The sequence below is a fragment of the Mucilaginibacter sp. P4_C11 genome (assembly GCF_056402115.1).
Genome location: NZ_JBFUIA010000008.1, coordinates 181,300 through 204,423, shown reverse-complemented (window position 1 = coordinate 204,423; position 23,124 = coordinate 181,300). Strand labels below are relative to the sequence as shown.

The 23,124-nt window shown below is 44.6% G+C and carries 24 protein-coding genes; 14 read left to right on the top strand and 10 right to left on the bottom strand.

Annotated elements, in window-relative coordinates; all coding sequences use genetic code 11:
- Positions 1–97: 97 nt before the first annotated feature.
- The 10 genes from AC1DU2_RS09895 (at position 98) to AC1DU2_RS09850 (ending at position 11,974) form a co-directional block, all read left to right on the top strand.
- Complete coding sequence (locus tag AC1DU2_RS09895; protein WP_477384013.1) at positions 98–1,144, top strand: hypothetical protein; 1,047 nt, start codon at positions 98–100, stop codon at positions 1,142–1,144.
- Between the two features lie 83 nt (positions 1,145–1,227).
- The gene (locus AC1DU2_RS09890) at positions 1,228–1,821 is read left to right on the top strand and encodes an SUKH-4 family immunity protein (protein ID WP_477384011.1); all 594 of its coding nucleotides are present in this window, start codon (positions 1,228–1,230) and stop codon (positions 1,819–1,821) included.
- A 241-nt stretch (positions 1,822–2,062) separates the two neighbouring features.
- Positions 2,063–3,037 (top strand): YeiH family protein, encoded by a 975-nt coding sequence (locus AC1DU2_RS09885; RefSeq protein WP_477384009.1) that lies wholly within the window; start codon positions 2,063–2,065, stop codon positions 3,035–3,037.
- 101 nt (positions 3,038–3,138) lie between these two features.
- On the top strand, positions 3,139–3,711 hold the full coding sequence (locus AC1DU2_RS09880) for a cupin domain-containing protein (RefSeq protein WP_477356521.1): 573 nt from the start codon (positions 3,139–3,141) through the stop codon (positions 3,709–3,711).
- A gap of 310 nt (positions 3,712–4,021) precedes the next feature.
- A complete protein-coding gene (locus AC1DU2_RS09875) occupies positions 4,022–4,480 on the top strand; it encodes a GNAT family N-acetyltransferase (RefSeq protein WP_477384007.1) in 459 nt (152 codons plus the stop codon).
- Between the two features lie 150 nt (positions 4,481–4,630).
- Complete coding sequence (locus tag AC1DU2_RS09870; protein ID WP_477356525.1) at positions 4,631–5,236, top strand: hypothetical protein; 606 nt, start codon at positions 4,631–4,633, stop codon at positions 5,234–5,236.
- Positions 5,233–5,535 carry a winged helix-turn-helix domain-containing protein gene (locus AC1DU2_RS09865; protein ID WP_090641804.1) on the top strand — a complete coding sequence of 101 codons (303 nt, stop codon included), beginning with the start codon at positions 5,233–5,235 and terminating at the stop codon, positions 5,533–5,535. Before AC1DU2_RS09870 ends, AC1DU2_RS09865 begins: the two co-directional genes overlap by 4 nt.
- A gap of 51 nt (positions 5,536–5,586) precedes the next feature.
- Positions 5,587–8,085 (top strand): XrtN system VIT domain-containing protein, encoded by a 2,499-nt coding sequence (locus AC1DU2_RS09860; protein WP_477384005.1) that lies wholly within the window; start codon positions 5,587–5,589, stop codon positions 8,083–8,085.
- Positions 8,066–9,415, top strand: a complete 1,350-nt coding sequence (xrtN, locus tag AC1DU2_RS09855; RefSeq protein WP_477384003.1) for an exosortase N — start codon at positions 8,066–8,068, stop codon at positions 9,413–9,415. Before AC1DU2_RS09860 ends, xrtN begins: the two co-directional genes overlap by 20 nt.
- Positions 9,416–9,517: 102 nt before the next feature.
- Complete coding sequence (locus tag AC1DU2_RS09850; protein WP_477384001.1) at positions 9,518–11,974, top strand: PIG-L family deacetylase; 2,457 nt, start codon at positions 9,518–9,520, stop codon at positions 11,972–11,974.
- A gap of 170 nt (positions 11,975–12,144) precedes the next feature.
- Here the strand turns inward: AC1DU2_RS09850 and AC1DU2_RS09845 are convergent, their stop codons facing one another.
- The gene (locus AC1DU2_RS09845; RefSeq protein WP_477383999.1) at positions 12,145–12,699 is read right to left on the bottom strand and encodes a DUF922 domain-containing protein; all 555 of its coding nucleotides are present in this window, start codon (positions 12,697–12,699) and stop codon (positions 12,145–12,147) included.
- Between the two features lie 21 nt (positions 12,700–12,720).
- The gene (locus tag AC1DU2_RS09840; protein WP_477383997.1) at positions 12,721–13,659 is read right to left on the bottom strand and encodes an SPFH domain-containing protein; all 939 of its coding nucleotides are present in this window, start codon (positions 13,657–13,659) and stop codon (positions 12,721–12,723) included.
- A 91-nt stretch (positions 13,660–13,750) separates the two neighbouring features.
- Here AC1DU2_RS09840 and AC1DU2_RS09835 point away from each other — a divergent pair, with 91 nt between their 5' ends.
- Positions 13,751–13,936 carry a hypothetical protein gene (locus AC1DU2_RS09835; protein ID WP_477356539.1) on the top strand — a complete coding sequence of 62 codons (186 nt, stop codon included), beginning with the start codon at positions 13,751–13,753 and terminating at the stop codon, positions 13,934–13,936.
- A 109-nt stretch (positions 13,937–14,045) separates the two neighbouring features.
- Here AC1DU2_RS09835 and AC1DU2_RS09830 read toward each other — a convergent pair whose 3' ends face one another.
- From AC1DU2_RS09830 to AC1DU2_RS09810, 5 genes are all read right to left on the bottom strand, one after another.
- Entirely contained in the window at positions 14,046–14,879 is an 834-nt protein-coding gene (locus tag AC1DU2_RS09830; protein ID WP_477383995.1) for a maleylpyruvate isomerase N-terminal domain-containing protein, read from the bottom strand.
- Positions 14,880–15,085: 206 nt separating this feature from the next.
- A complete protein-coding gene (locus tag AC1DU2_RS09825) occupies positions 15,086–15,598 on the bottom strand; it encodes a shikimate kinase (protein WP_477383993.1) in 513 nt (170 codons plus the stop codon).
- Between the two features lie 150 nt (positions 15,599–15,748).
- Positions 15,749–16,807 (bottom strand): ABC transporter permease, encoded by a 1,059-nt coding sequence (locus AC1DU2_RS09820; RefSeq protein ID WP_477356546.1) that lies wholly within the window; start codon positions 16,805–16,807, stop codon positions 15,749–15,751.
- Positions 16,808–16,809: 2 nt separating this feature from the next.
- Positions 16,810–17,961, bottom strand: coding sequence for a BT_3928 family protein (locus tag AC1DU2_RS09815; RefSeq protein ID WP_477383991.1), 1,152 nt, complete (start codon positions 17,959–17,961; stop codon positions 16,810–16,812).
- Complete coding sequence (locus AC1DU2_RS09810; RefSeq protein WP_147053663.1) at positions 17,958–18,440, bottom strand: DUF1599 domain-containing protein; 483 nt, start codon at positions 18,438–18,440, stop codon at positions 17,958–17,960. Before AC1DU2_RS09810 ends, AC1DU2_RS09815 begins: the two co-directional genes overlap by 4 nt.
- 165 nt (positions 18,441–18,605) lie before the next feature.
- On the opposite strand from AC1DU2_RS09810, the gene folP reads away from it, so the two are divergent.
- The 3 genes from folP to AC1DU2_RS09795 all read left to right on the top strand — a co-directional run bounded on the left by folP (position 18,606) and on the right by AC1DU2_RS09795 (position 20,682).
- A complete protein-coding gene (folP, locus tag AC1DU2_RS09805) occupies positions 18,606–19,457 on the top strand; it encodes a dihydropteroate synthase (RefSeq protein WP_477383989.1) in 852 nt (283 codons plus the stop codon).
- A gap of 9 nt (positions 19,458–19,466) precedes the next feature.
- Positions 19,467–19,961, top strand: a complete 495-nt coding sequence (locus tag AC1DU2_RS09800; RefSeq protein ID WP_477383987.1) for an N-acetyltransferase family protein — start codon at positions 19,467–19,469, stop codon at positions 19,959–19,961.
- A gap of 217 nt (positions 19,962–20,178) precedes the next feature.
- On the top strand, positions 20,179–20,682 hold the full coding sequence (locus AC1DU2_RS09795) for a GtrA family protein (RefSeq protein WP_477356554.1): 504 nt from the start codon (positions 20,179–20,181) through the stop codon (positions 20,680–20,682).
- 11 nt (positions 20,683–20,693) lie between these two features.
- Here AC1DU2_RS09795 and AC1DU2_RS09790 read toward each other — a convergent pair whose 3' ends face one another.
- The 3 genes from AC1DU2_RS09790 to AC1DU2_RS09780 are packed head-to-tail and all read right to left on the bottom strand — an operon-like array spanning position 20,694 to position 23,057.
- Positions 20,694–21,368, bottom strand: coding sequence for a carotenoid biosynthesis protein (locus tag AC1DU2_RS09790; RefSeq protein WP_477383985.1), 675 nt, complete (start codon positions 21,366–21,368; stop codon positions 20,694–20,696).
- Positions 21,347–22,435 (bottom strand): glycosyltransferase family 2 protein, encoded by a 1,089-nt coding sequence (locus tag AC1DU2_RS09785; RefSeq protein WP_477356558.1) that lies wholly within the window; start codon positions 22,433–22,435, stop codon positions 21,347–21,349. Before AC1DU2_RS09785 ends, AC1DU2_RS09790 begins: the two co-directional genes overlap by 22 nt.
- A gap of 1 nt (position 22,436) precedes the next feature.
- Complete coding sequence (locus tag AC1DU2_RS09780; protein WP_477356560.1) at positions 22,437–23,057, bottom strand: 1-acyl-sn-glycerol-3-phosphate acyltransferase; 621 nt, start codon at positions 23,055–23,057, stop codon at positions 22,437–22,439.
- Between the last annotated feature and the right edge of the window lie 67 nt (positions 23,058–23,124).

The following is a 23,124-nucleotide window of genomic DNA, read 5'->3' as shown; positions in this document are numbered from 1 at the left end:
TTATCGGGTGAAAATTTTTATTAGGCCTCGATTTTCGCCGTGTAAATTTGATTATATTTAAATCCTATTTCACGGCCTTTTACCGGGAATAGTAAACATGAAACCTTTATCCGGGCTTTTGCTCATCACCCTGTTGCTTTGTACAATTGTGCCTAAAAGCGCCATCGCTCAAAATCATTATTTTACTGTTAAACCTGTTAAATATGAAGGGTTTGCGCGCGAACTTCATTTGCCGGTGTTTTACAGCGATTCGGCACACGCGTTACCTACTGCAAAAATAAACCAGCTACTCCAGCTATCCGAACTGGAAATGCTGAAAGGGTATCAAACCAAAACCATATTCGAGCGCGTTAACTATGACAACGGTACAATCTACGGCGGCAAAACGGACATGACCTATACCGTGTATACCAATAACAGCAAGGTACTGAGCTTTGGTTTTGATGAAGCAAGCAGCGGAATGACTACTGCCTATTGGGTACGTTATTATAACTTTAATCCTGGCAATGGCGACTTGGTGCAACTGCCAGACCTGTTTACCCCAGCCGGATTTAAACATTTTAAAAGCCAGGCTATTAAGAAAAGTGTAAGCGCGTTTAAAAAACAAATTCATGACGCCGGCGTGCAGGACAGCGTATGGCAAGAAGTCATCGACGATTTGAACAACGATATTGCCGACGATTTTTATATCAAAGGCAACTCCATTATTTTAGACGGCGAAAACCGCCTGTCGAAAAATCAGAAAGGCTGGGATATGGTGATTCAGTTTAATTTGCCCTCATTCAGCAAGTACCTGAGCGATTATGGGAAATGCGTGTTCGGGCTAAAAAGCGGCCCGGTAGCCCAATACAAATCAAAATCGCTGCACCAGCTTTTTACAGGTAAAATTGACAAATCCGCCATATTATTTGTGCTGTGGCCAGATGAAAAGACATGCGAAGGCATTTATTGCTACCAAAAATATGGCCGGGGAATTACTGTGCGAGGTGATTTTGTAAACGGGCAAATAGATGTAGAGGAAGAAAACAGCGGCCTTAAAACCAAGCCGCGCATTACGGGCAGGGTAACCGCCGATTCGATAATTGCAAAGTGGACAAAAACTAAAAGCAGCCAGCCGTTGCCGTTTGTTGTTTACAGGAAGTGATGGGGTGATGGATACCCATTCAGTTTTGTCACTTGCATTTATGAAATATTACGTATAATTACCAACTACCTGATAATAACAACATGACCCCTCAGGCATTTAAAAATAGCTGGACAAATACAGACGAACCGCTTTCGCCTTTGAGCAAATCAAGGCTTGACAGGTTTAATTTACAGAAGTCGACTTCTGATTTTTTTCGCGTAGCGGGCCTGCCAGGTTATTGCGAACCACACTTGTCTTTTGCCAACGATACCGACGATATTTACTACGGCATAAGTAAACTGACCGAACAATATGATTTTGAGGAAGACGAACCGCAGTTTGCTAAATACATTGTAATTGGCTCGTGCCGAGATGGAGATGTTATTGCTATTGATACAGATGATAATGACAAAATTGTTCAGCTTGACCACGAGGATTCATTCGCGTCAATGTATTTTAACAGTTCGGTAGAAACGTTGGCCGACTTTTTAATTCTTTACCGGGACTTTGAAAAAGAGGTACTACAAGGGAAAGACCCCAACGACAATTTTCAGTGTTATAATTTCACAGACGAACAGTTTGAACGGCTTAAAAGTAAAATGTATTTGGTAGATAGCGGGGCAGTAACAGAAAGGGGTTTTTGGAATGAAGAACTGGAACTGATGCTTATTTTTAGACAAGAGAATTTTTTGTAAGGCTGCCCCCATTCCTCCTTGATTAAGGGCGCGAAATAGCGCTAAGATTGCCCCCAACAGCAGTTTATTCCTTATTGTTATTGAATCCAATTCGCAGATTTTCCTGCTTCCGTGTTTGCACGCTACTGAATTTGGCATAGGCATACTCTGCCTTCGATAACTTTTAGTTATCGAACATTGCATAATGTGATGAAAAACCGGGTATTTGATTATGGAGTTTTGCGCTGTCAAAAAACGAATAATGAATACAACTTCACCATCAATTGCGCCTGCCGGACTAATAATAAACACCAATGAAAATATCCGTAAAGCCATTTTTATAACCTGTATTCTCCTTTGTATTACACCCTATATAAGCCCTGCTGTGGCTTTGATCATGGGCCTGGTTATCGCCCAATTTACCGGGCATCCTTATTTGCACCTCAATCACAAAGCCACGCACCTGCTCCTGCAAATTTCTGTAGTAGGTTTAGGGTTTGGCATGAATGTGCATAGTGCCTTACAGGCCGGAAGGGAGGGTGTATTATTCACCATAGCATCTATCACCTGCACATTTATATTCGGGCATTTTATAGGGAAATGGTTAAACATTGAAAAGAAAACATCCTACCTGATATCCTCGGGCACCGCCATATGCGGCGGAAGCGCTATTGCGGCTATATCGCCGGTGATTAAGGCGGGGGAGAAAGAAATATCCGTTGCATTGGGCTGCGTATTCATCCTCAATTCGATTGCTCTGTTTGTGTTCCCGGTAATAGGGCATCACTTTAACCTTTCCCAAACGCAGTTCGGCCTATGGTGCGCTATCGCGATACATGACACCAGCTCGGTGGTTGGGGCTGCCGGTAAATATGGCTATCATGCGCTGGAAGTGGCCACCATGGTGAAACTGGCCAGGGCCTTATGGATTATTCCGGTAGCTTTTATATCAACCTTTATTTTTAAAAACCAATCGAAAAAAATCAAGATCCCTTATTTCATTGCCTTGTTTGTGCTGGCAATGGTTGCCAATACCTATATTCCGGCTACAAAGCTGGTTGGCCCGCATATGGTTATCATTGCCAAAGCCGGGTTAACACTCACGCTATTCCTGATCGGTGCCGGGTTATCCCGAAAGGTGCTTGCTTCCGTTGGCTACGGGCCGCTGCTTCAGGGCGTTGCCCTATGGGTTATTATTTCAGTAGCTGCTTTGTATGCGGTTATGCACCTGGCTTAATTTAACGAAGTGCTTTTGTAGTTTTAATTAGTTAGGTTGATGATGGATCGGTTTGTTTTTATAACTAACTTTATATCAGCCTATAAATTAAAAACCTACTTATGAAAAGGAATAAATTCATTGCGGCAGTATTAACATTTGCCGCCGTTCCGTTTGCACCGTTTGCGGCCATAGCCCAAAAGAAAAGTATAACCCGCGCAAGCAAGGGTTTTAAAATACAGGCCGGTGAAGGCCGCATACATGGACATATTAAGTTGAAAGGCGTAAACGCCAATATTTTAGACGTGAAAATATCCGGGAAAGATACCGACGGCGACCTGGCTATTTTTGAGCAAACCAGCCTGTCGCCGGGTAGGGGAACGCCATTGCATATCCACCCTACACAGGATGAAATATTTTATGTATTGGAAGGATCGTATTTTTTTAAAGTTGGCGAGGATAAATTTCATTTAACTACCGGCGAAAGCATCTTTTTACCCAGGAATGTGCCGCATGCCTGGACCCAGGTAAGCGACAAGGGACGAATGACCGTAACTTTTCAGCCTGCCGGTAAACTCGAAGAGTTTTTTGTAGCTATGCAATCGCTTGATCACGAACCATCGACTACTGAACTTGCCAAAATTTTCGCCGATCATGAAATGCAGCTGGTAGGCCCTCCGCTTAAAGTTGAATAGCCCTGCCTACAAGTTAAAGAGCAATAAAACTGACAGAGACTATCTTCCCAAAAATGCTTTTTTTTCCAAAAAGCGGAAAAAGACCGTGTTAAAAACCTCTTTTCCCGCTGTTTTAGGAGGCCTTTACCTATTGGCACAGCAAATGAATTGTTATTAATGTTCTTTCATAGTTGAAGAATTTTTTTATAAAGTTTAGGTTAGGCCGTACAGATGGCGAGGGTGTGTACGGCCTGTTTTATTTTATCGAAAATACCTTGAGCGCTGCCTCAAAGTCAGCCAAACAATTAACTTTGTGCTATCCATATTCCCCATGAACTTAACTCATCAAATAAAGCTTTTCGGTCAACTCAGCGTTAATGAATTATACGATTTGCTCCGTATGCGCAGCGAAGTATTTGTTGTAGAACAAAACTGCGTGTTTTTGGACCAGGACAATAAAGACCAGCAATGCTATCATCTGTTATTGTACGCCGATGACAAACTTGCGGCTTATAGCCGGCTGGTACCTGCAGGTATATCGTACCCGGAAATTTCGATAGGGCGGGTAGTTACGTCGCCTGCTTCCCGGGGTACCGGCCTGGGGCGCAAGATTATGGAACTTGCCATTCAAAGCTGCCATGAGTTGTTTGGCCCGGTGCCCATCCGCATTGGGGCGCAAACTTATGCGCTCTCGTTTTACCAGTCGCTCGGTTTTGTTTCGGAAGGCGAGGTGTATGACGAAGATGGCATTGAGCATATTGAGATGGTGTTGGACGCAAAACCTAGGTAACCATTTTTTTTAGAGCTGTTGTCAATGACTGGCTCAGAAAAAGCATCCGCATAAGTTTAAAAAAAAATCTCCCTTTTTCTTCAAAAAAACATTCCCCACCACTTGCATTTTTGATTTTAATATGTAGCTTTGAAAAACAAAGTGCTTTTAATGAAAGATCAAGACATTCATGCAGAATTAAGCTCTATCCGGGACCTGATGGAGCGGTCGGCCAAATTTATTTCGCTGAGCGGCCTGTCGGGCGTAATGGCGGGGATTTATGCGCTCATCGGCGCATTTTTAGGTTGGGAAATATTAACGCATGAAAGCCAGGGGCTTTTACGCAATGATACAGAAGTAATCATTCAGTTGATTGTGGTGGCTTTCGCGGTATTGGTGCTGTCAATTGGAACAGGCATCTGGCTCTCCATTCGCAAAGCTAAAAAGAACGGACAACCCTTTTGGAATACAGGTAGCAAGCGCTTGCTTATCAATATGGCCATACCGCTGGTTGCGGGTGGTTTATTTACATTTATACTCATATATCGCGGTTATTACGGTGTTGTTGCCCCGGCTACCCTGATATTTTACGGCCTGGCGCTGGTTGCAGGAAGTCATTACACCTATTCGGGCGTAAAAAGCCTTGGAATAATTGAGATTTTATTAGGTTTGCTGTGCGCATTGATGCCTGGCTATGGCTTGCGATGCTGGGCAATAGGTTTTGGTTTGCTCCACATTATTTACGGTACGGTAATGCATTTTAAATACGATAAGTGAAGATCTCGTTAGAACAATTTGATAAAGCTTTTGAAAACCGGATACGCCTGCAAATTATGAGCGTACTGGTTGCCAATGAAAGTTATGATTTTAATGCACTTAAGGAGTTGCTTAACCTTACGGATGGCAACCTGGCATCGCACCTGAAAGCGCTGGAAAAGGAAGAGTACATCCAGGTGCAAAAAAGTTTTATTGGCCGCAAGCCCAATACCAAATACCTTGCATCCGAGAAAGGCCGCGCAGCATTCAGGCTGCACCTGCTTGCCCTCGAAAATTTAATAAAACAGCAAAAGCTGTAATTTTTTTATCTATATACTTTGTATTTCAAAGTTCTTTTAAAATAACAAAAAATGAAAATCCTTAAAGCAATTTTATCCGAAGATAGGGTGATTAAAACCGGGCTGGTGCTGATACTGGCGTCGGCTGCCTTGTTTGGTATAACCGAAACCAGCTTGTTTGAACTGAATGATGGAGGCGCTTTTGGCGTGTTTTTTATCAACTATTTATTTTCTGTAACCTATTTTTTTGTTGTAGTATTTGAACGGCCAAAGCGGCTGGCTTACTGGGTACTGCTTTTTATGCTTTGGTTTATCAGCGCGTTTGCTTTAAACCGCAGCCTTAATGTGTTTGATATTTCGGTGCCCTGGCTTTGTGTGGTTATTTGCCTATCGTGCATAGCGTTAATGCTGTCCTTGTTTATGGACCAATTGACTAACGCGGGTAAACACGTGGTAATGTTTTTGTTGGGGGCGGCTTTTTTGCTGTTTGTTTATTACAGCCTTTACCTTACCTCCATGTATATTATTGGCCTTATAGCCGCCATAGCCATCGGCATCTCGCTGCATGTTTTTGCGCCGGTAGCATTGGCTGTAGTTACTTTTATTTTAATTAAGCGGAACGTGGCAGGCAGCCGGTCGTTAAAAATGGCGCTTGCTGCGGGTGTGCTTGTTCCGGTTGTAGTTTGTGCCCTGTTTATATGGCAATGGCACAGCATCAACAAACAGGTTAACCTGGCCGTTAACCACAATACTTTGGCCGAAGGTAAATTGCCGTCGTGGGTGGTTATCAGTCAAAATATTCCTAAAAACAGCATAGCCGAGCGCATTATTAAAGCCAACCTGGTTTACAAAACCGTAAACCTGCAGGAAAACTGGTTATGGAACACTGATTTTCATAAAGCATCTTTCGATGAGCCTTTAAAGCACGATCCACTTGTGGTATTGGCCAGCCTATTTTGCGGCCAGACCAATTTAGAGGAGCACGAGCGCATTAAAATACTGGAGGCCATGTACGATTCCCGGCACAAGGCGCAGGACAGGTTATGGAGCGGCGATAAATTGAAAACCACATCGGTAGTAACAAACGTTAAAATATCCCCCGAATACCGGCTGGCATATACCGAAAAAACCTTGTTTATAAAAAGCAGTGAAGCCCACGCCTGGTGGCCCAGCAAAGAGGCCATTTATACCTTTCACCTGCCCGAAGGCTCGGTTGTGAGTTCGTTATCATTATGGATAGATGGCAAGGAGGCAAAATCGAGGTTAACTACTAAGGCTAAAGCCGATTCGGCTTATAAAACTGTTGTTGGGGTAGAGCGGCACGATCCATCGGTAATTCATTGGCAGGAGGGTAATACCGTGAGCGTACGGGTTTTTCCGGTTACCCCAACCGAGGCCCGGAAGTTCAGGATAGGCGTTACTAGTCCGCTCGGGCAGCAGGGCACACAGCTGGTTTACGAAAGTATTTATTTTGACGGGCCGCCTACTACCGGCGCCGATGAAACTATCCAGGTCGCCTTTTCAAAAAAGCCACCGCTGCTTAGTATGCCCGGTTTTGAGGAATTGACAGAAGGCGTTTTTACAGCCGACAGAAAATACCGGGCCGACGACGAGATTGTTTTTACAGCACCGCCGCTGGCCAATGCGCCATTTACCTTTGCAGGGGCAGGGTACAAGCTGGAGAATTATAAGCCACAGTATACCGCTTTCGACCCTGCGGCCGTGTACCTTGATTTGAACAGCTCCTGGAATATAACCGACTTTGATAGCGTATGGCAGGCCATCAAAACAAAAAAGGTGTATTACTATGATGGGGAACTAAAAGAAGTGACGGAAAAAAACAAGGCCGAAGTATTTGCCAGGGCGCAGAAACTGAATTTTAGCCTGTTCCCGGTTAACGAGGTTAAAGATGCCGAAAAGGCCTTGCTAATTACCAAATGTCCCGATATATCACCCAATCTTGGCGACCTGGACGACTCGGAATTTCAGCGGCGGCTTACCACGTACCTGGCAACCGCAAAACCATTGCGGATGTTCAATATCGGCACCAAAATAACCCCTTACCTGAAAGCTTTAAAAGAAATGCGGGTGTTTGTTTATGATAGTGGCGAGTTGCCAGTGTTGTTAGATAAACTTAACCAGCACCGGTTTATTCAATCGCAGGAAGATGCCGGGCATGTGGTGCTTGATCAATCGGGCCTTATCATCAGTCAAACTACCGATACCCTGAAAAGTAATGCCCCCGATCATTTGCTGCGTTTGTTTGCCTATAACGATATTATGAAAAAGGTTGGTCCGCATTATTTTGATAAAACCTATGTGCAGCCGGATATCATCCGGGAGGCCGAACAGGCCTATATAGCCTCGCCGGTATCCAGCCTCATTGTGCTGGAAACCCAGGCAGATTATGATCGTTTCGGCATCAATGAAAATAAGGATAGCCTTAAAAATGCCTCTATGAAATCATCAGGCGCAGTACCCGAACCGGGCGAGTGGCTGTTGGTGCTGATAGCGCTTGCTGTAATTAACTTTTTAGTATACCGCGCCAAATATGCTAAGCAGGATATTTAAGCCTCCTTTTGCGGGCTGGGCTTGGGGCAGCAGCCGTTTGCTGATAAACGGCTGCTGCATGGTGTATCTCGTTATCGCCATTAAATTACTTTCCATTTATTTTTTGTGGAATGCCGATCTGTTAATGGGGATAGCGCTTGCCCCTTATATATGCTGTGTAAAGGCAGGGGAATACTCGATGCGGTACTTTTTGCCGGCCTTGATATTTAGTGCTATCGCGCTTATTTTTCCGGTTAAAACCACGCTGTTTGTTGCCTTGTTGTTTGCCGTATTATTGTTTTTTGAGAATTTTAAAGGAAAAGTGAGCCTGGTTTTGTTTTTCCTGCTCTTGCTGGTTTCGCCGCTGTTTATGTATATCAGCAATGCTATCAGCTTCCCCATCAGGATCTGGCTGAGCGAGGTGGTGGCCGGTATTTTAAGCAGCGTTGGAATTGCCACGCATGCATCGGGCAATATTATTGAGCTAAACGGCTCAGAATTTTCTGTAGACCAGGCCTGTGCCGGGTTGCATATGCTAAGCATGTCGTTTATTATATGCCTGTTTATAATAGCCCATTGCCAGCGGCAAACGGTCAATCAGTTTGGTTTTATTAAAATTGCTATGCTGCTGGCGCTTACCTTTTTGCTGAATATTGCAGCCAACCTGTGCCGTATTATGCTGCTGGTTTTGTTTAAAATACCGCCCGCCAGTGTTTTTCATGATGTAACAGGCGTTATTTGCCTGTTGGTATATGTGATACTCCCCTTGTTGTGGCTGGGTATTTTTTACCTAAAAAAATCGCCAAAAGTGGAGAAGCACCCGCGCCAAAAGCAACTTATCCGGCTGGTGCCCGATAAAGTAAGGTATCCTTTTATTCATTTGCTATTTGCCGGGGCACTCATCGTCATCTCGTTCAATTTAAAAAGCATGGATGTACTGAGTAATAAAGAGACCGATGCGGCAATCCTGAGTGGCTACAAAAAGCAAGTGCTGGAAAGCGGCGTTATCAAGTTTGATAAGCCCGGCCAACTGGTGTACCTGAAGCCCACACCCTTTTATGCCCCCGAACATAACCCCATGATTTGCTGGCAGGGTAGTGGATACAATTTTACCAGCATCCGCAAGCAAACCATAGCCGGGCGCTTGGTATATGCGGGCGTCCTTACCAAAGGAGCGGATAAGATATACTCGGCCTGGTGGTTTGATAATGGCAGCCTTAAAACCGTTAGCCAGCTTGAATGGCGATGGGCGGCAGCGCAGGGCAGCAAGCCATTTTACCTGGTGAATGTAAATGCCACAAGTGACGCTGGATTGCTAAAGGCTGTTGCGGGGTTGCCGGGGATAAGATGATAGCAGAGAGGAGGGCTTTGTTTGTTTCACCAAAAGTCGGCCTATTGTTATATTATTGATACAGAAAATTGTAAATAGGTATCTTTCAATATATTTGTTTTCATGAAGCGTACCGCCCTTTTTGTAGCCTTATTATTTTTTTATACCTGTGTAATTGCCCAAACGTCGCCGCCTACCGATATCGGCACTATTCAGCAAAACCTTAAAAAGCTTAACACCCTCGGCAGCGTATTGTACGTAGCCGCTCATCCCGACGATGAAAATACTCGCCTGCTGGCCTACCTGGCACAGGAAAAACATTACCGCACGGGCTATTTATCGCTCACCCGTGGTGATGGGGGGCAAAATTTAATAGGCAACGAGCAAAGCGAATTGCTGGGGCTTATCCGTACGCAGGAGTTGCTGGCCGCCCGCAGGGTTGATGGCGCCGAGCAGTTTTTTACCCGTGCCAACGACTTTGGTTTCTCCAAAGGGCCCGAAGAAACTTTAAAAATTTGGGATAAAGAAAAAGTTTTGGGCGATGTAGTTTGGGTTATCCGCAAGTTTAGGCCGGATGTGATCATTTGCCGTTTCCCTACTACAGGCGAGGGCGGCCACGGGCATCACACCTCGTCGGCGATATTGGCCCAGGAGGCTTTTAGCGCCGCTGCCGACCCAGCCAGGTATCCCGAACAATTAAAATATGTAAAACCATGGCAGGCCAAACGCCTCATGTGGAACACTTTTAACTTCGGCAGCACCAATACCACCGCTGCCGATCAGTTTAAGATTGATGTAGGCGTATACAACACCACCCTTGGCAAAAGCTATGGCGAAATAGCCGCCGAAAGCCGCAGCAACCATAAAACCCAGGGCTTTGGCTCGGCTAAGCAAAGGGGCGAATCGTTTGAATATTTTAAAACTATTTTGGGCGATGCCCCGCAAACCGACCTGATGGATGGCGTAGAAACCGGTTGGAAGCGTGTTAAAGACGGCGCGGATATTGGCGAATCGATAAAAGTGATCAGGCGGAATTTTGATGCGGAAGCGCCCGAAAAATCGGTAACCCCTTTAGTGGCATTACTGGGTAAGGTTGAAAAGGTATCAGACGTATACTGGCACACACAGAAGACAAAAGAACTGGGCGATTTAATAGCAGCCTGTGCAGGCTTGTGGTTTGAGGCTTATGCCGCCGAGGCTACTTATGCGGTAGGGGACAAGATCCAGGTCCGGTCGGTAGTGGTGAACAGGTATAATGATAAAGTGAAGATTAATAAAATAGGCGTTGGTAGCGATGTGTTGGACCTGGGGTCGAAAGTTATCCCTGCCAACCAGCAGCAGAGCTTTGAAGGTTCAACTATAGCCGATAAAATAACGCAGCCTTACTGGTTAGCATCAGATCATAAGATAGGCACCTACAATATCCCTGATGATGCAGTGGCCGGCAATCCTGAAAATCCGGATCTGCTTACCGCCAGCTTTCAGTTTATTATTGAAGGAAAGCCGGTAAACTTTGAACGCCGCCTGGTTTATAAATATGTTGACCCGGTACGCGGCGAAGTTTATCAACCATTGGAAATTACCCCGCCGGTTACCGCTAATATCGACGGGAAAGACTACATTTTTAACAGCCAGAAACCGCAAAGCATCCAGGTTAAACTTAAAAGCTTTACTGTGGCCAGCGGTAACGTCAGCATAAAACCTGTAGATGGCTGGAAAATAAGCCCGGAAAAAATTGAGTTCAGCGATAAAAATAAAAACGATGAGTGGACGGTTTCTTTTACAGTAGCACCGGCCGATAATAAGCCAAAAACCGCCGACTTGCAGGTTATTGTGATGGCAAACGGCAAGCCGTATTCACTATCGTTACGCAGGATAAGGTATGATCATGTGCCTGCCATTACCCTGTTCCCTGCGGCCGAAGCTAAACTGGTAAACCTCGACCTGAAAACCGGGGGAAAAAAATTAGGCTACATTGCCGGTGCCGGCGATTTGATGCCCGAGGCGTTGCGCCAGGTAGGTTATGATGTGCACATGCTATCAGAAAACGAGATCACGAACGGCGATTTATCAACTTATGATGCCATTATTACCGGGGTGCGTGCCTACAACGTAAACGAGCGGCTTGCTTTTGAGCAGCCTAAGCTAATGGATTACGTAAAAAATGGCGGGAACCTGGTAGTACAATACAACAATAACTCGGGCCTGGTTACCAAACAAATTGGCCCATATCCATTTACCGTAGTTAACAGGAGGGTTACAGATGAGGACGCGGTAGTAACCGTTTTAGATCAGCCAAACCCGGTACTCAACTATCCTAACAAAATTACCCAGGATGATTTTAAAGGCTGGATACAGGAACGCGGCCTATACTTTGTAAGCGATGCAGACCCCAAATACAAATCCATTTTCCAGATGAATGATAAAGGAGAATCGCCCCTTAACGGATCGCTCATAGTTGGCGATTATGGCAAAGGCAGGTTTGTTTATACCTCGCTGGCCTTTTTCAGGGAATTACCCGCAGGTGTGCCAGGCGCGTATCGTTTGTTTGTGAATTTACTGAGTAAGCCGGGAATTTGAGTTTTAAGTTCTGAGTTCTGAGTTCTGAGTTCTGAGTTCTGAGTTCTGAGTTCTGAGTTCTGAGTTGGCATTATGTTAAATGGTTAAAACAATCATACGTCAAGGGAACTTTCCGTAATGACCAATGACCAATGACCAATGACCAATGACCAATGACCAATGACCAATGACTACTCCTCCTCCGGTTCATACTCCAGTCGTTTTTGGAAGTATAAATCCCAGCTGTGTTGTTGCTGGCGGTTGGTCATGTGCTGGGTGTCTTCGTCGTAATTGGAGTTAAGCTCCTTGTATTTGGCATCTATGCGGTTAAAAAGCGCCATGGCCTCAGTGCGGTAATTGTAGCTAAAACGGGTTTTGTTTATCTGCCTTAGTATTTCCTGCTGCTCCAGGTAGGCAATCAGGTAATGGCCCTGTTCGTGCTTCAGTATTTCAGAAAGCATCGCCTGCGATGTTACCCGGCTCCTGTCGAGCCATGATTTGTAGTTATTGAGCAGCAGGTTTACGGTTGCCGTAAGGATATAGGACCCGCTGCGGTTGCTGGCCTCGTATTTAAAATCGATGGTACAGTTGGTATAGGCTACAACCCCACCGGCATTTGCCCGTGGGGTGCCCAAAAAGTCATTTACAGTTAGGGGATGATAACGCTGATACTGCTGCGCGCTGGCGGTTATCGTCATTAAACATATGGCGGCTGTGCCAATCAACTTCACTAATCGTACTTCCATTAAGTGCAGGGGTTAAAACTTTCACTTTTTGACGTCGTCGGTATGTAAAAGGTTTAAGGCCATCATTTCTTTTAATGTATGCTGCATGGCATCGGTTGATCCATCCAGGAAAATCACGTTCCCTTTTGAGTTTTCAGAGAAGTGTTTGATAGATTCTGTCCACATGGTAAATAATATTACCGAGGTATCCATGTTGGCGCCGGCCATTTCTTTGGCGGCAACCGTCATACCACGGGCTACTTCCTCGCGGAATAAGGCTATACCCTGGCCGCGCAGCTGTGCAGCCTCGCGCTCGGCCTGGGCCGAAATCTTGATGGCATTACCCTCTGCCTCCGCAGCTTTGGTTTTGGTGATCAGCAGGGCCTGGCCTTCGTTTTCGGCTGCTGCTTTCAGGTTGTTTGATGCCACAACCTGGCTCATCGATTTCATGATCACATCATCAAAAGTGATGTCGTTTAGCTGCAAATCCTGCAGGTGGTAGCCCCAGCCTTCCAGTATTACGTCCAATTGTTCCTTTACATGCTCCACAATATCGCGGCGCAGTATCAGCACCTCGCTCTGGCGTTTGGTAGCCACAAAGGCACGGATTGAACCTTCAACGGTGCGGATAAGGGCCTGCATCAGGTTACGTTCGTCAACAAATTTAAAAGCTACGTTTTTGATGGTCTCTTCCTGCTGGTCCAGAACCGAGTACAAGAGCATTGCCTTAAAGTAAACATTGGCCTGGTCAAAAGTTACCGCCTGGAATTCCAGTTCCACCGAGCGGTTCTGGATAGAGATTTTGGAGTAGATGTTTTCGATAAATGGCAGCTTAAAATTAAGCCCCGGCGTAAGTATGCGGCGATACTTGCCAAATACGGTAATTACCACTATTGTGCCCTGTTTTACAGACACAAAGGATGATAGTATGATTACCAAAAAGATAAATACAATAATTAATGTGATGATTGAACCTGTCATAAGGGCTTATTATTAATTAAATAAATATAGGTAAATTATTGGTGTGCTATTTGTTTTTATAAAAAAGCTTATTTAAACAGCATACACTATCATGAACTTAAAACGTACTTTCGGCGCCATACTTACCGTACTCGGTATCATAGGCTTAATTTATGCAGGCATTGGTATTATAAACCATAGTAGCCAGGTTACCACACTAATTGTGGTTGGTATAATAGCTATTTTATTTTTCTTTACGGGCATCAGCCTGGTGCGCAATACTAAAGACGAGGCCTGATAATAGTCTTAAGTTCAAAGCCGGGAGTCTTTAGTCAAAAAATAATAGCATTACTTCAAACTTCCGGCTAAAGGCTATAGACTTTGGACTTCGAACTTTGGATTTTCCGCTAAGCCATCACTGATACCATTTGAAGCACCTGCCCGGCAAGTGTCGCGTTCCCGGTTATTTCAACCCGCGTTTTTACATCGTCCGGGCGGATGCTTTTAGAAAACAACTTCCAGGCTATGTCAGGCGGAATTTTCACGGTAGCTGTAAAGCTTTCGGTATCGGCATCTTTTAATAAATGCCATCCGTCTTTTATTTTCTTAAGGTACCAGTTACCGCCAATGCCGGATGTGATGGTGATTTTTATGAGGGTATTTACCGGGGCTCCAGTATTTTTAAAAGTATGGGGTAATCCTTTGAAAAAAGTATCTATAAAGGGATAAAAAAACTCTCGCGTCATGATATCATCGCGGCCGGTTGCTTCCCTTATTTGCTGCTGGTGATGCCATTTTTCGGTGTATTCACGGGCAAGGTGCATCCAGTTAAGGCTTTCCTGTTCGCCCGCCCAGCCCACAGAAAATATGGCGGTGTCATTAGGGTTCAATGATTCATAGTAAGCAGATGCCAACCGCCCGGTTGTTTTATGCAGCAGGAGCAATATATCGGGGCTTATTCTTTTGGTAGCGCTCACCCAATCGGCATTGAGTTTATTCAGCCAGTCAACCAGGTCGTAATAGTTGTTGTTGGCAGGTGCCAGGTCGCCAAAATATTTATCGCGCTGAATGGATAAGGCGCGGATGTTACCATCCAGCAGGTGCGATACCACATCTTTTACTTTCCAGGCTTTGGCCACCGTTTGCTTGTTCCAATCTGCCGGGGTTAATGACTCCAGCAGTTCCATCAGTTTTCCATCCAATGGTTTAAAAAGATGCCTTACTTCAACGCGGTTTTCCATGGTGATAAATATTTGTTTCCAATAAGAATAACTCCGTTGTCATTTCGAACGAGGTACGAGGAGAAATCTTTTGCGATATACTATTACAACATGCTTCGTGAATGCAGGATGTCGAAGATTTCTCACCCTTTCCCCGCATTGGCCAACCCTCCAAGGGTTCGAAATGACAATTTCATATATTAAATCTGCAGCAATTTTCGAATCTTCTATACCACTTCGCCCAATCCCAACGCACCTTCCAGTTTTTCAACCGACATGTCGATACCATCTACATGGTGGTGTGCTTTCATATAAAAGCTTTCCCGCTCGGCCAGTTTGCCGGTAATAAATTCAACCAGTTCATCGCCTTTTTTGCCTTGCAGTACCGGGCGAACCGTTTTGCTGTTTTCCAGCCTGTCGGCCAGTGTTTTGGGCGATAGTTTTACGTACAGGGTTTTGCCATTGGCATTCATCCAGTTTATATTATCAAAAAAGCAAGGCAGGCCGCCACCGGTTGATACCACTACGTTTTCGGGATATTCGGTTTGCTTCAGCAAATCTGATTCCATCTGGCGGAAGGCGTCTTCGCCAAAACTCGAAAAATATTCGGCTATGCTCATGCCTACGTTAGCTTCCAGCGCGTGGTCAAGATCAATAAACTCGTAGCCTAATTTGGCAGCCAGCTTACGGCTCCAGGTGGTTTTGCCACATCCCATAAACCCCACTAAAAAGTACTTCATAATATTTTTTCTCCTAAAAAATAGATGTGCAGGTGTGCAGATTAACTTCGTTGAGGGCTTCGCCGTTTCAAATGTGCAGATGCATATGTAAAAATGTACTTACTCATTTGTCTGGAATCTTTCATTCTAAAAAAAGTCCTTGCTATACCTTCAACTCAATTTTACCCGCGGATCTATCCAAACGTAAATTATATCTACCAGGATACTAATCACTACAAATATAAAAGCAATAAAGAGTATTGAACCCATCACAACCGGAAAATCCGACATTTCGAGCGCATCAACCGTAGCTTTGCCCAGGCCGTTGTAGCCAAAAATGTATTCCACAAAAAAAGATCCGGCCAGCAGCGATGCAAACCAGTTGGCTATGGCGGTTATTACCGGGTTTAGCGCGTTTTTTAGCGCGTGTTTATAAACGATGGTATTATTGCTTAATCCCTTGGCTTTGGCCGTGCGGATATAATCCTGCCCCAAAACATCCAGCATGGCATTACGGGTGAGCTGAACAATAATAGCCAGCGGACGCAGGCCGAGGGTGATCATGGGCAACACCAGGTTTTTAAGCGTCATCACCTCGCCCCGGAACGGGTCGTAACTGTACAAACTGCCCGACATGTTGAGGCCGGTGTATTTACTCAGTTCAAAACCAAATATCCAGGCGATGATGATGCCTGCGAAAAAAGCCGGCGCAGAGATGCCCAAAGTGGAAAAGCCTATTGCCAGCTTATCAATCCAGGTATCTTTATGAACGGCACTCAGCACGCCTAAAAATACGCCAATAACAATAGCAAAGATCATGGCCGTAGTGGCCAATACCATGGTGTTAGGAATAACCTCCAGCAGCAAACTTGCCACATCCTTACGGGTTTGGTATGATCGGCGCAGGTAAGGCCATTTTAGCCCAAGCACTTTGGTATTGCTTACCGAAAATAGTTTTACGTAGCGATAGCGTTGCTGTTCTTCGGCAGTATTCAGGTGGATGCCTACGGGCGAAAGATCATTAATGTAATATAGGAATTGTACCGGCTTTGGCTTATCCAGCCCAAATTCCTTGCGTACGGCTTGTAACGATTGCACGTCGGCGCGTTGCCCTTGCGTCATGCGGGCAGGATCAACGGGTAAAATGTTAAACAAAAAGAAAACTACCAGCACTACCCCCAGCATTACGGCCAGCCCGTAAAACAATTTGCGGATGAGGTAGCTGATCATGGTTATTGTTTTTGAAAATACGTTTTCGCCAGGTCATCATACTTAGGCACCGAATGGTAGTGCCATTTATTAACGACGAAGCCATTCTTTAACAGGATTACACCCGGATTGGAACGGATCATGGTTTTAAGCGGTACGCCATCGGCATAAAAAACCTCGCTGATCATCCGGTGTTTTTTTACAAAGGCCTGCGCACTTTGCGGCGAATTTGCGGTAAGCAGCATAGTGCGGATATTAAAGTTTTGGGTGGCGTTGATGGCCAGGGCATTCAATTTGTTTATCGCGTCTTCGTCGGTTTTATCCAGATCATAAGCTACGATGATGATGCTGTAAAAAGGGCTTGCCAGCAATTCTTTGGTGAAATCGTTACGTTGGGCATCCTGGATAGACAGATCGCGGATTGGCGGCTCGTAGCCTTTTGTTACCAGGCGGTTTTCCGGGTCGCCAACAACCTCCCAATTGGCATCCTTCCAGATACCGGTGCTCAGGTATTCCTTATCGGTCATTACCTTGGTTTCCTTAGTCTTCTTGTTTTTTAGTTTATAAGTAAGCACGAAAACATCTTTGGGCGCATTGGGTGGGGTATCCATTTCGGCCGAAATATTGGCTCCTATTTTATAAGGCAAAAAGTCAATTACCGGTAAAAAGTTATAGGTGTACAGGCCAAACCCTACCGATACAAGGGCCGCGCCGATAAGCCATTTATCGCCGGCCTTGGCGCTAAATAAGGGTTTTATTTTAGATCGGTTTACAAATATTACCGCAACCAAAACCAGTAAAACCATATCCTTGCTAAACGATTGCCATGGGGTAAGCGGTATCGCATCGCCAAAGCAGCCGCAGGTTTGTACCACTTTAAAAAAGGCCGAGTAAAAAGTTAAAAAGCCGAAAAAGATAATGAGCAGCAATAGGCCCCAGGCTACTTTTACCGGCCGTACGCCAATAAGCAGGGCAAAACCCAGGATCATTTCCAGCGCGCAAAGCAAAATGGCGATGGTTAACGACAGATCATTCAGGAACGTGATATGGAAAACCTCGAAATACTCAACCAGTTTATAAGAAAAGCCCAACGGGTCGTTGGCTTTTATCAATCCGGAAAATATGAACAGTAAGCCTACCGCTATCCTGCAAAACCAAATTAAAGCGTTCTTCATTTTACTCCAAGTTTTATAAGGGCAAATACCGCGTAATTCAGCATGTCCTGGTAATTGGCTTTTACCCCTTCAGATGCTTCGGTAAGGCCCTGGTTGTCTTCAATTTGTTTAACGCGCAGTAGTTTCATGAGTATCAGATCGGTTAATGAGCTGATGCGCATATCGCGCCAGGCTTCGCCGTAATCGTGGTTTTTGGCAAACATGAGCTCTTTGGTTTCCAGTACCCTGTCGTCAAACATGCGTTCAACATGGTCAACTGCCAACTCCTGCGGGGTTTCGGGCGAGCTATCCAGCTGCATCATGGCTATAACGCAGTAGTTTACAATGCCAATATATTCGCCGGTAATATCGTCGCCCACTTTCGAAATTTTTTTTTCTTCGAGTGTACGGATGCGTTGTGCTTTAATAAAAATCTGGTCGGTGATAGATTGCAAACGAAGGATGCGCCAGGCGGTACCATAGTCGCGGGTCTTTTTCATGAAAAGGCCCTTACAATTGTTTATTACCGCGTCGTATTCTGCTGATGTGTTAGCCAATGGTCTGAATATTTTAAAGTTGGGGCGTTGTAATTACGGGGGATATACTACCGCTATAAAGTTATTAACTTTACCACATTAACCCCTGTCAATATTACAACAAACAAAGTGGCTAAAGATACATTTTTTCGTAAAAAGATAACCCTGAATGCAGGAGGGAAACTTATAAGCCTGGCTACGCCGAAGGTAATGGGGATAATCAATATTACGCCCGATTCTTTTTATGCTACCAGTCGCAAGCCTTCTGTTGATGAAGCTTTGCAGCAGGCCGGAAAGATGCTGGCCGATGGCGCTGCGTTTTTAGATATCGGGGCTTATTCTTCCCGCCCGGGTGCCAAAGATATTACTGTTGAAGAAGAAACCGACAGGCTGTTGCCAGTTGTTGAGGCAATTGTAGCTACTTTCCCCGATGCTGTTTTATCGGTAGATACCTTCCGCGCACAGGTTGCCGAAGCGGCAGTTAAAGCAGGTGCGCATATAATTAATGATATATCGGGCGGCACGTTGGATGCTGATATGTTTGCCACGGTGGCCCGCCTGCAGGTTCCCTATATTTTAATGCATATGAAGGGTACACCGCAAACCATGGTGCAAATGGCCCAATACGATGATGCTTTTAACGAGGTGCTGGATTATTTTGTAAGTAAATATCAGCAGCTAAAACAACTGGGCGTACATGACGTGATCATCGACCCCGGCTTCGGCTTTGCCAAAAACCAGCAGCATAATTATACGCTGATGAAGCGGATGCAGGATTTTGATATTTTGGAACTGCCGTTATTAACCGGCATCTCCCGCAAAAAAATGGTTTACGGTTTATTGGGAGGCGCTGCTGCTGATGCGTTAAATGGCACAACTGTTTTAAATACCATCGCCTTGAGTAAAGGCGCCAATATTTTGAGGGTACATGATGTAAAAGAGGCTGTTGAGGCGGTGAGGATTTGGGAGGCTTGCCAGTAAATATTTTTCATGGAAATCCAGGTAGCTACAACGGCAGATATTGAGGAAATAACCCATGTGGAGATTGAAAGTAAATTACAATCGTTTCCCGAATTGATGGAGCCGCACGATACCGACTTTGAAACAAGGGCTTACCGGTGGAAAACTTATTTTGCAAAGCAATCACCTGCCAGCGCCATGCCGCAAAGGATCATATTGAAGGCTATTGACCAGGATAAAATAATAGGCTATTTGGCGGTACACCTAACAAGCCGCTATGATAAGGGTGCCGAAATTCAATCGTTTTATGTGTTGAAAGAATATCAGCGCAGTGGGATTGGTACAGCACTTTTAAAGGAGGCCATAAGTTGGGCTATGAACCATAATGCCAAAAGCTTGTGTGTGGGCATCGCTCCGGAAAACCCATATCAACAGTTTTACCTGAAATATGGTGGAAGTTTTTTAAACCCGCATTGGATTGTTTGGGAAGATATAAGTGAATTGAAAGTGAAATTATACATATGAGGCCGATTGCCGCGAGGTTCCAGCTCGTGGCTAAACATGGTTTCAGCTTTCAGCTGAACTGAAGCCAACGGCTTCAATCAGTTTTACCCACGAGTTACGCTACGCTAACCTCGCGGGAGAAAAAGAAGGCTGAAGCCGCTATTCATCAGTGGCCGTTTTTAGTAAACAAACCCACTTGCCCAACTTTATTTTAATTATTTACCTTTGCCTATTATCTATGAGAAAGGTACATGATTTTATAAGGCGGGCTATTTTTTACATTATTGATCTGTTTTACAAGCCCTTTAAAAAATGGATGCCCTTACATACCTTCCGTTATGCGGCATGTGGCGGGGGCAATGTAGTATTTGATATAACACTGTTTTCGTTTTGTTATAACTTCATTTTTCAAAAGCGAAACCTGCACATTGGTACGTATACCTTAAGTCCGCACATCGCGTCGCTGGCTTTATCTTTCAGCATATCTTTTTGCACCGGGTTTTACCTGAACAGGTATATTGTTTTTAAAGAATCGGGACTGAGTAAAAGGGGGCAGCTTTTGCGCTTTGTTTTGGTAAACGCCATCTGTATAGTTTTGAACGTTATATTCCTGAAAATTCTTGTTGATTGGCTGGGTATTTATCCAACACCATCAAAAATTATAGCTACAGTATTTATCGCTGGTTTCAGCTATTTTAGTCAAACACATTTTTTCTTTAAAACTAAAAAGACCGCAGCCTAAGTGGTGCCGTATCAATTTAGTAAACCCAAAATCATAAAAAATACAAACTCCATAGCCAGTAAAACAGGGCCCGCTTTACTTTGAGGGGGGAATTTAAATTTCTCGAATATAAAAAGCATCAGTGCGCTTACGGCAAACCAACAGGCGTAATTTTTTATGGGGATGGTATTGCCTGCCCAATGCCAGTAATCAAAATGGATAGCTACGGGTTCAATGAAGATATCAAGTAAAACCAGCACCAATGCTCCGGCAAAAATGCGGACGTAAATATTTTTGATGCGGCTGCGCTGCATGAGCACCCCGGTAGCATATATCAGCAAAAACCAGTTGATACCAATCATCAGCGGAACGCCAAATAATTTTATACCCAGCGTGTCGCCATATGTATAGCTGCCAAATAGCCAGCCGGTATGCACCCCAATAAGCTCGGCAACAAAACCCAATGTAAATAGCAGCAAGGCAAACAACCCGAACCTGCCATTGGGGCGATTGTGACTGTAGATGATAACGGTGGCCATGAGCAATAAATGCCAGGGAACCAGGCCAAGAAACATAGTATCGAAACCCGAAAGGTTAAACCCTATAGTACCTACTGCATGGAAAAGTATGATAATAATGATAGCAATGCGCTCCGTTTTTACACTGCCGGTTGATAGTTGCGTGTTCAAATCCTGCGCCCCTTCCATACCGTGGTTTTGGTGAGATATTTTTGGATAGATATAAAAGCGACGATCATCATGTTGGTCATTTGCAGCGGATGCAATAATACGTTATACAAAGCATTTTGTCCCGATGTAAACGAGATCATTATCCGGGTAAGGATGATGAGGCCCCCCATAAACAGGATGAGCGGCAGGTTCAGCGTCATGAGTAACAGTAATGGAAAAATAATAACCAGCAGCAGGTACATTAAAAAGCCCAGGATGCTATAGTTAAACGCCGCCAGGAAATTTTTACTAAAGCCGGCCAGGGCTTCGGTATAGCTTTTGTACATGCGGCAACTAATCATGCCGTTGGCCAGCAGGGCCTCGCCATTATAGGTTTTGGCCTTTATGAGCCGCATAATTTCTACATCCTCTACCACTTTATCCTTTACCGCTTTGTGCCATTGCTGCTGGTGATAAATAGGGGCATCAAACAGCATAAACTGCCCGCTGGCTGCTGCAACAGACGGGTTTTTTACCAGCGATATTAACCGCACAGGCAGCAGGTTCAATAAAATAAAATGCATCAGTGGTACCACCAGGTTTTCGCCTAAAGTTTGCATTTGCTGGTTGGCAAACAAGCTTAGCAGACCCAGGCTGCCGGTGTGCATGCGGTGTACGGCGCTGTTTATTAAACCCGGTTGCACCTGCTCGTCAGCATCCAAAAAAAGCAGATAATCGCCATCGGCCTGCAAGGCAAGCTGATGACAGGCAAAGTTTTTACCTATCCAGCCGGCCGGTAACTCCGCTCCTTTGATTACTTTAAACTGGGCATGCGCCTGGGCAAATTTTGAACACACCGCATACGTATCATCTGTCGAACCATCGTCAAGCACCAGTACTTCATAGTGATGATAATCCTGCTGATGGATGGATTGCAGCAGGGTTAATATATTGCCGCCCTCGTTGCGGGCTGGGATAAGGATGGATACCTTATCGGTATAGTGTTTAGCTACACGTCGTAATTTAGGGTCGGATATAAAGTTGAACAGGGTTACTGTAAAACGCAGGATGATGAAGAAAAGGGTGATTAATATAATTACGGTCACTTTATATATCAAATTGCGTTTGAAGCAGTTTTGAACTGCTGTAATGTTGCTGATAAGCCTCTTTTAAACCGGCGATGTTTGGATAGTTATTGTTATCTCTTTTCAAATAAACGGTTGCCGTGCTCTTTTTATGTTTAAAGTACTGAATAAATGTTGAAGCGAAGAGTAATTGGTATTTTCCCTGGGCTTTTTGCATAATCCGGAATACGCCTTTGTCAAAACGCACGTCGTCCACATAGTTTGAAAACAACTTTCCCTGCGGGAATATTAGTACAAGATTCTGCGGGTCATCCAGCAGCCGGGCAGCATAATCAAGCGACTCGATGATATCCCTCGATTTTTTGGTGACCGAAAAAGCCCCGGCAAATTTAAGGTAGTGCAGCATGTGCACCGTTTTTTCCTCAACCATTACATGGTATCGCTTTTTTAACAATTTTTCGGTTACACAATATAATATCAAGCCATCCCAAAAACTAAAATGATTGGCTACCAGCAATACCGATTTGCTTTTATCAATCTCCACATCATTAAATAACACTTCATGAAACTGCCGTGCCACTATCCATTTTACATAGTAGTGGATGATACGGTTAATGAAAATATTCTTTTTATTGCGAATCACTTTAGTTGTGAGTTTTGAGTGATGAGTTGCGAGCCGGAAGTCCGCAACCGAAAATTCTAAGTAAGCA

Bases quoted from the DNA above. Each gene is read 5' to 3' on its own strand.
- AC1DU2_RS09830 (WP_477383995.1), bottom strand. From the start codon at position 14,879: ATGGAAAACCGCGTTGAAGTAAGGCATCTTTTTAAACCATTGGATGGA.
- AC1DU2_RS09825 (WP_477383993.1), bottom strand. From the start codon at position 15,598: ATGAAGTACTTTTTAGTGGGGTTTATGGGATGTGGCAAAACCACCTGG.
- AC1DU2_RS09835 (WP_477356539.1), top strand. From the start codon at position 13,751: ATGAACTTAAAACGTACTTTCGGCGCCATACTTACCGTACTCGGTATC.
- AC1DU2_RS09875 (WP_477384007.1), top strand. From the start codon at position 4,022: ATGAACTTAACTCATCAAATAAAGCTTTTCGGTCAACTCAGCGTTAAT.
- AC1DU2_RS09790 (WP_477383985.1), bottom strand. From the start codon at position 21,368: ATGGAAGGGGCGCAGGATTTGAACACGCAACTATCAACCGGCAGTGTA.
- AC1DU2_RS09870 (WP_477356525.1), top strand. From the start codon at position 4,631: ATGAAAGATCAAGACATTCATGCAGAATTAAGCTCTATCCGGGACCTG.
- AC1DU2_RS09885 (WP_477384009.1), top strand. From the start codon at position 2,063: ATGAATACAACTTCACCATCAATTGCGCCTGCCGGACTAATAATAAAC.
- AC1DU2_RS09795 (WP_477356554.1), top strand. From the start codon at position 20,179: ATGAGAAAGGTACATGATTTTATAAGGCGGGCTATTTTTTACATTATT.
- AC1DU2_RS09800 (WP_477383987.1), top strand. From the start codon at position 19,467: ATGGAAATCCAGGTAGCTACAACGGCAGATATTGAGGAAATAACCCAT.
- AC1DU2_RS09840 (WP_477383997.1), bottom strand. From the start codon at position 13,659: ATGACAGGTTCAATCATCACATTAATTATTGTATTTATCTTTTTGGTA.
- AC1DU2_RS09815 (WP_477383991.1), bottom strand. From the start codon at position 17,961: ATGAAGAACGCTTTAATTTGGTTTTGCAGGATAGCGGTAGGCTTACTG.
- AC1DU2_RS09850 (WP_477384001.1), top strand. From the start codon at position 9,518: ATGAAGCGTACCGCCCTTTTTGTAGCCTTATTATTTTTTTATACCTGT.
- AC1DU2_RS09810 (WP_147053663.1), bottom strand. From the start codon at position 18,440: ATGAAAAAGACCCGCGACTATGGTACCGCCTGGCGCATCCTTCGTTTG.
- AC1DU2_RS09890 (WP_477384011.1), top strand. From the start codon at position 1,228: ATGACCCCTCAGGCATTTAAAAATAGCTGGACAAATACAGACGAACCG.
- AC1DU2_RS09880 (WP_477356521.1), top strand. From the start codon at position 3,139: ATGAAAAGGAATAAATTCATTGCGGCAGTATTAACATTTGCCGCCGTT.
- xrtN (WP_477384003.1), top strand. From the start codon at position 8,066: ATGCTAAGCAGGATATTTAAGCCTCCTTTTGCGGGCTGGGCTTGGGGC.
- AC1DU2_RS09820 (WP_477356546.1), bottom strand. From the start codon at position 16,807: ATGATCAGCTACCTCATCCGCAAATTGTTTTACGGGCTGGCCGTAATG.
- AC1DU2_RS09860 (WP_477384005.1), top strand. From the start codon at position 5,587: ATGAAAATCCTTAAAGCAATTTTATCCGAAGATAGGGTGATTAAAACC.
- AC1DU2_RS09845 (WP_477383999.1), bottom strand. From the start codon at position 12,699: ATGGAAGTACGATTAGTGAAGTTGATTGGCACAGCCGCCATATGTTTA.
- AC1DU2_RS09895 (WP_477384013.1), top strand. From the start codon at position 98: ATGAAACCTTTATCCGGGCTTTTGCTCATCACCCTGTTGCTTTGTACA.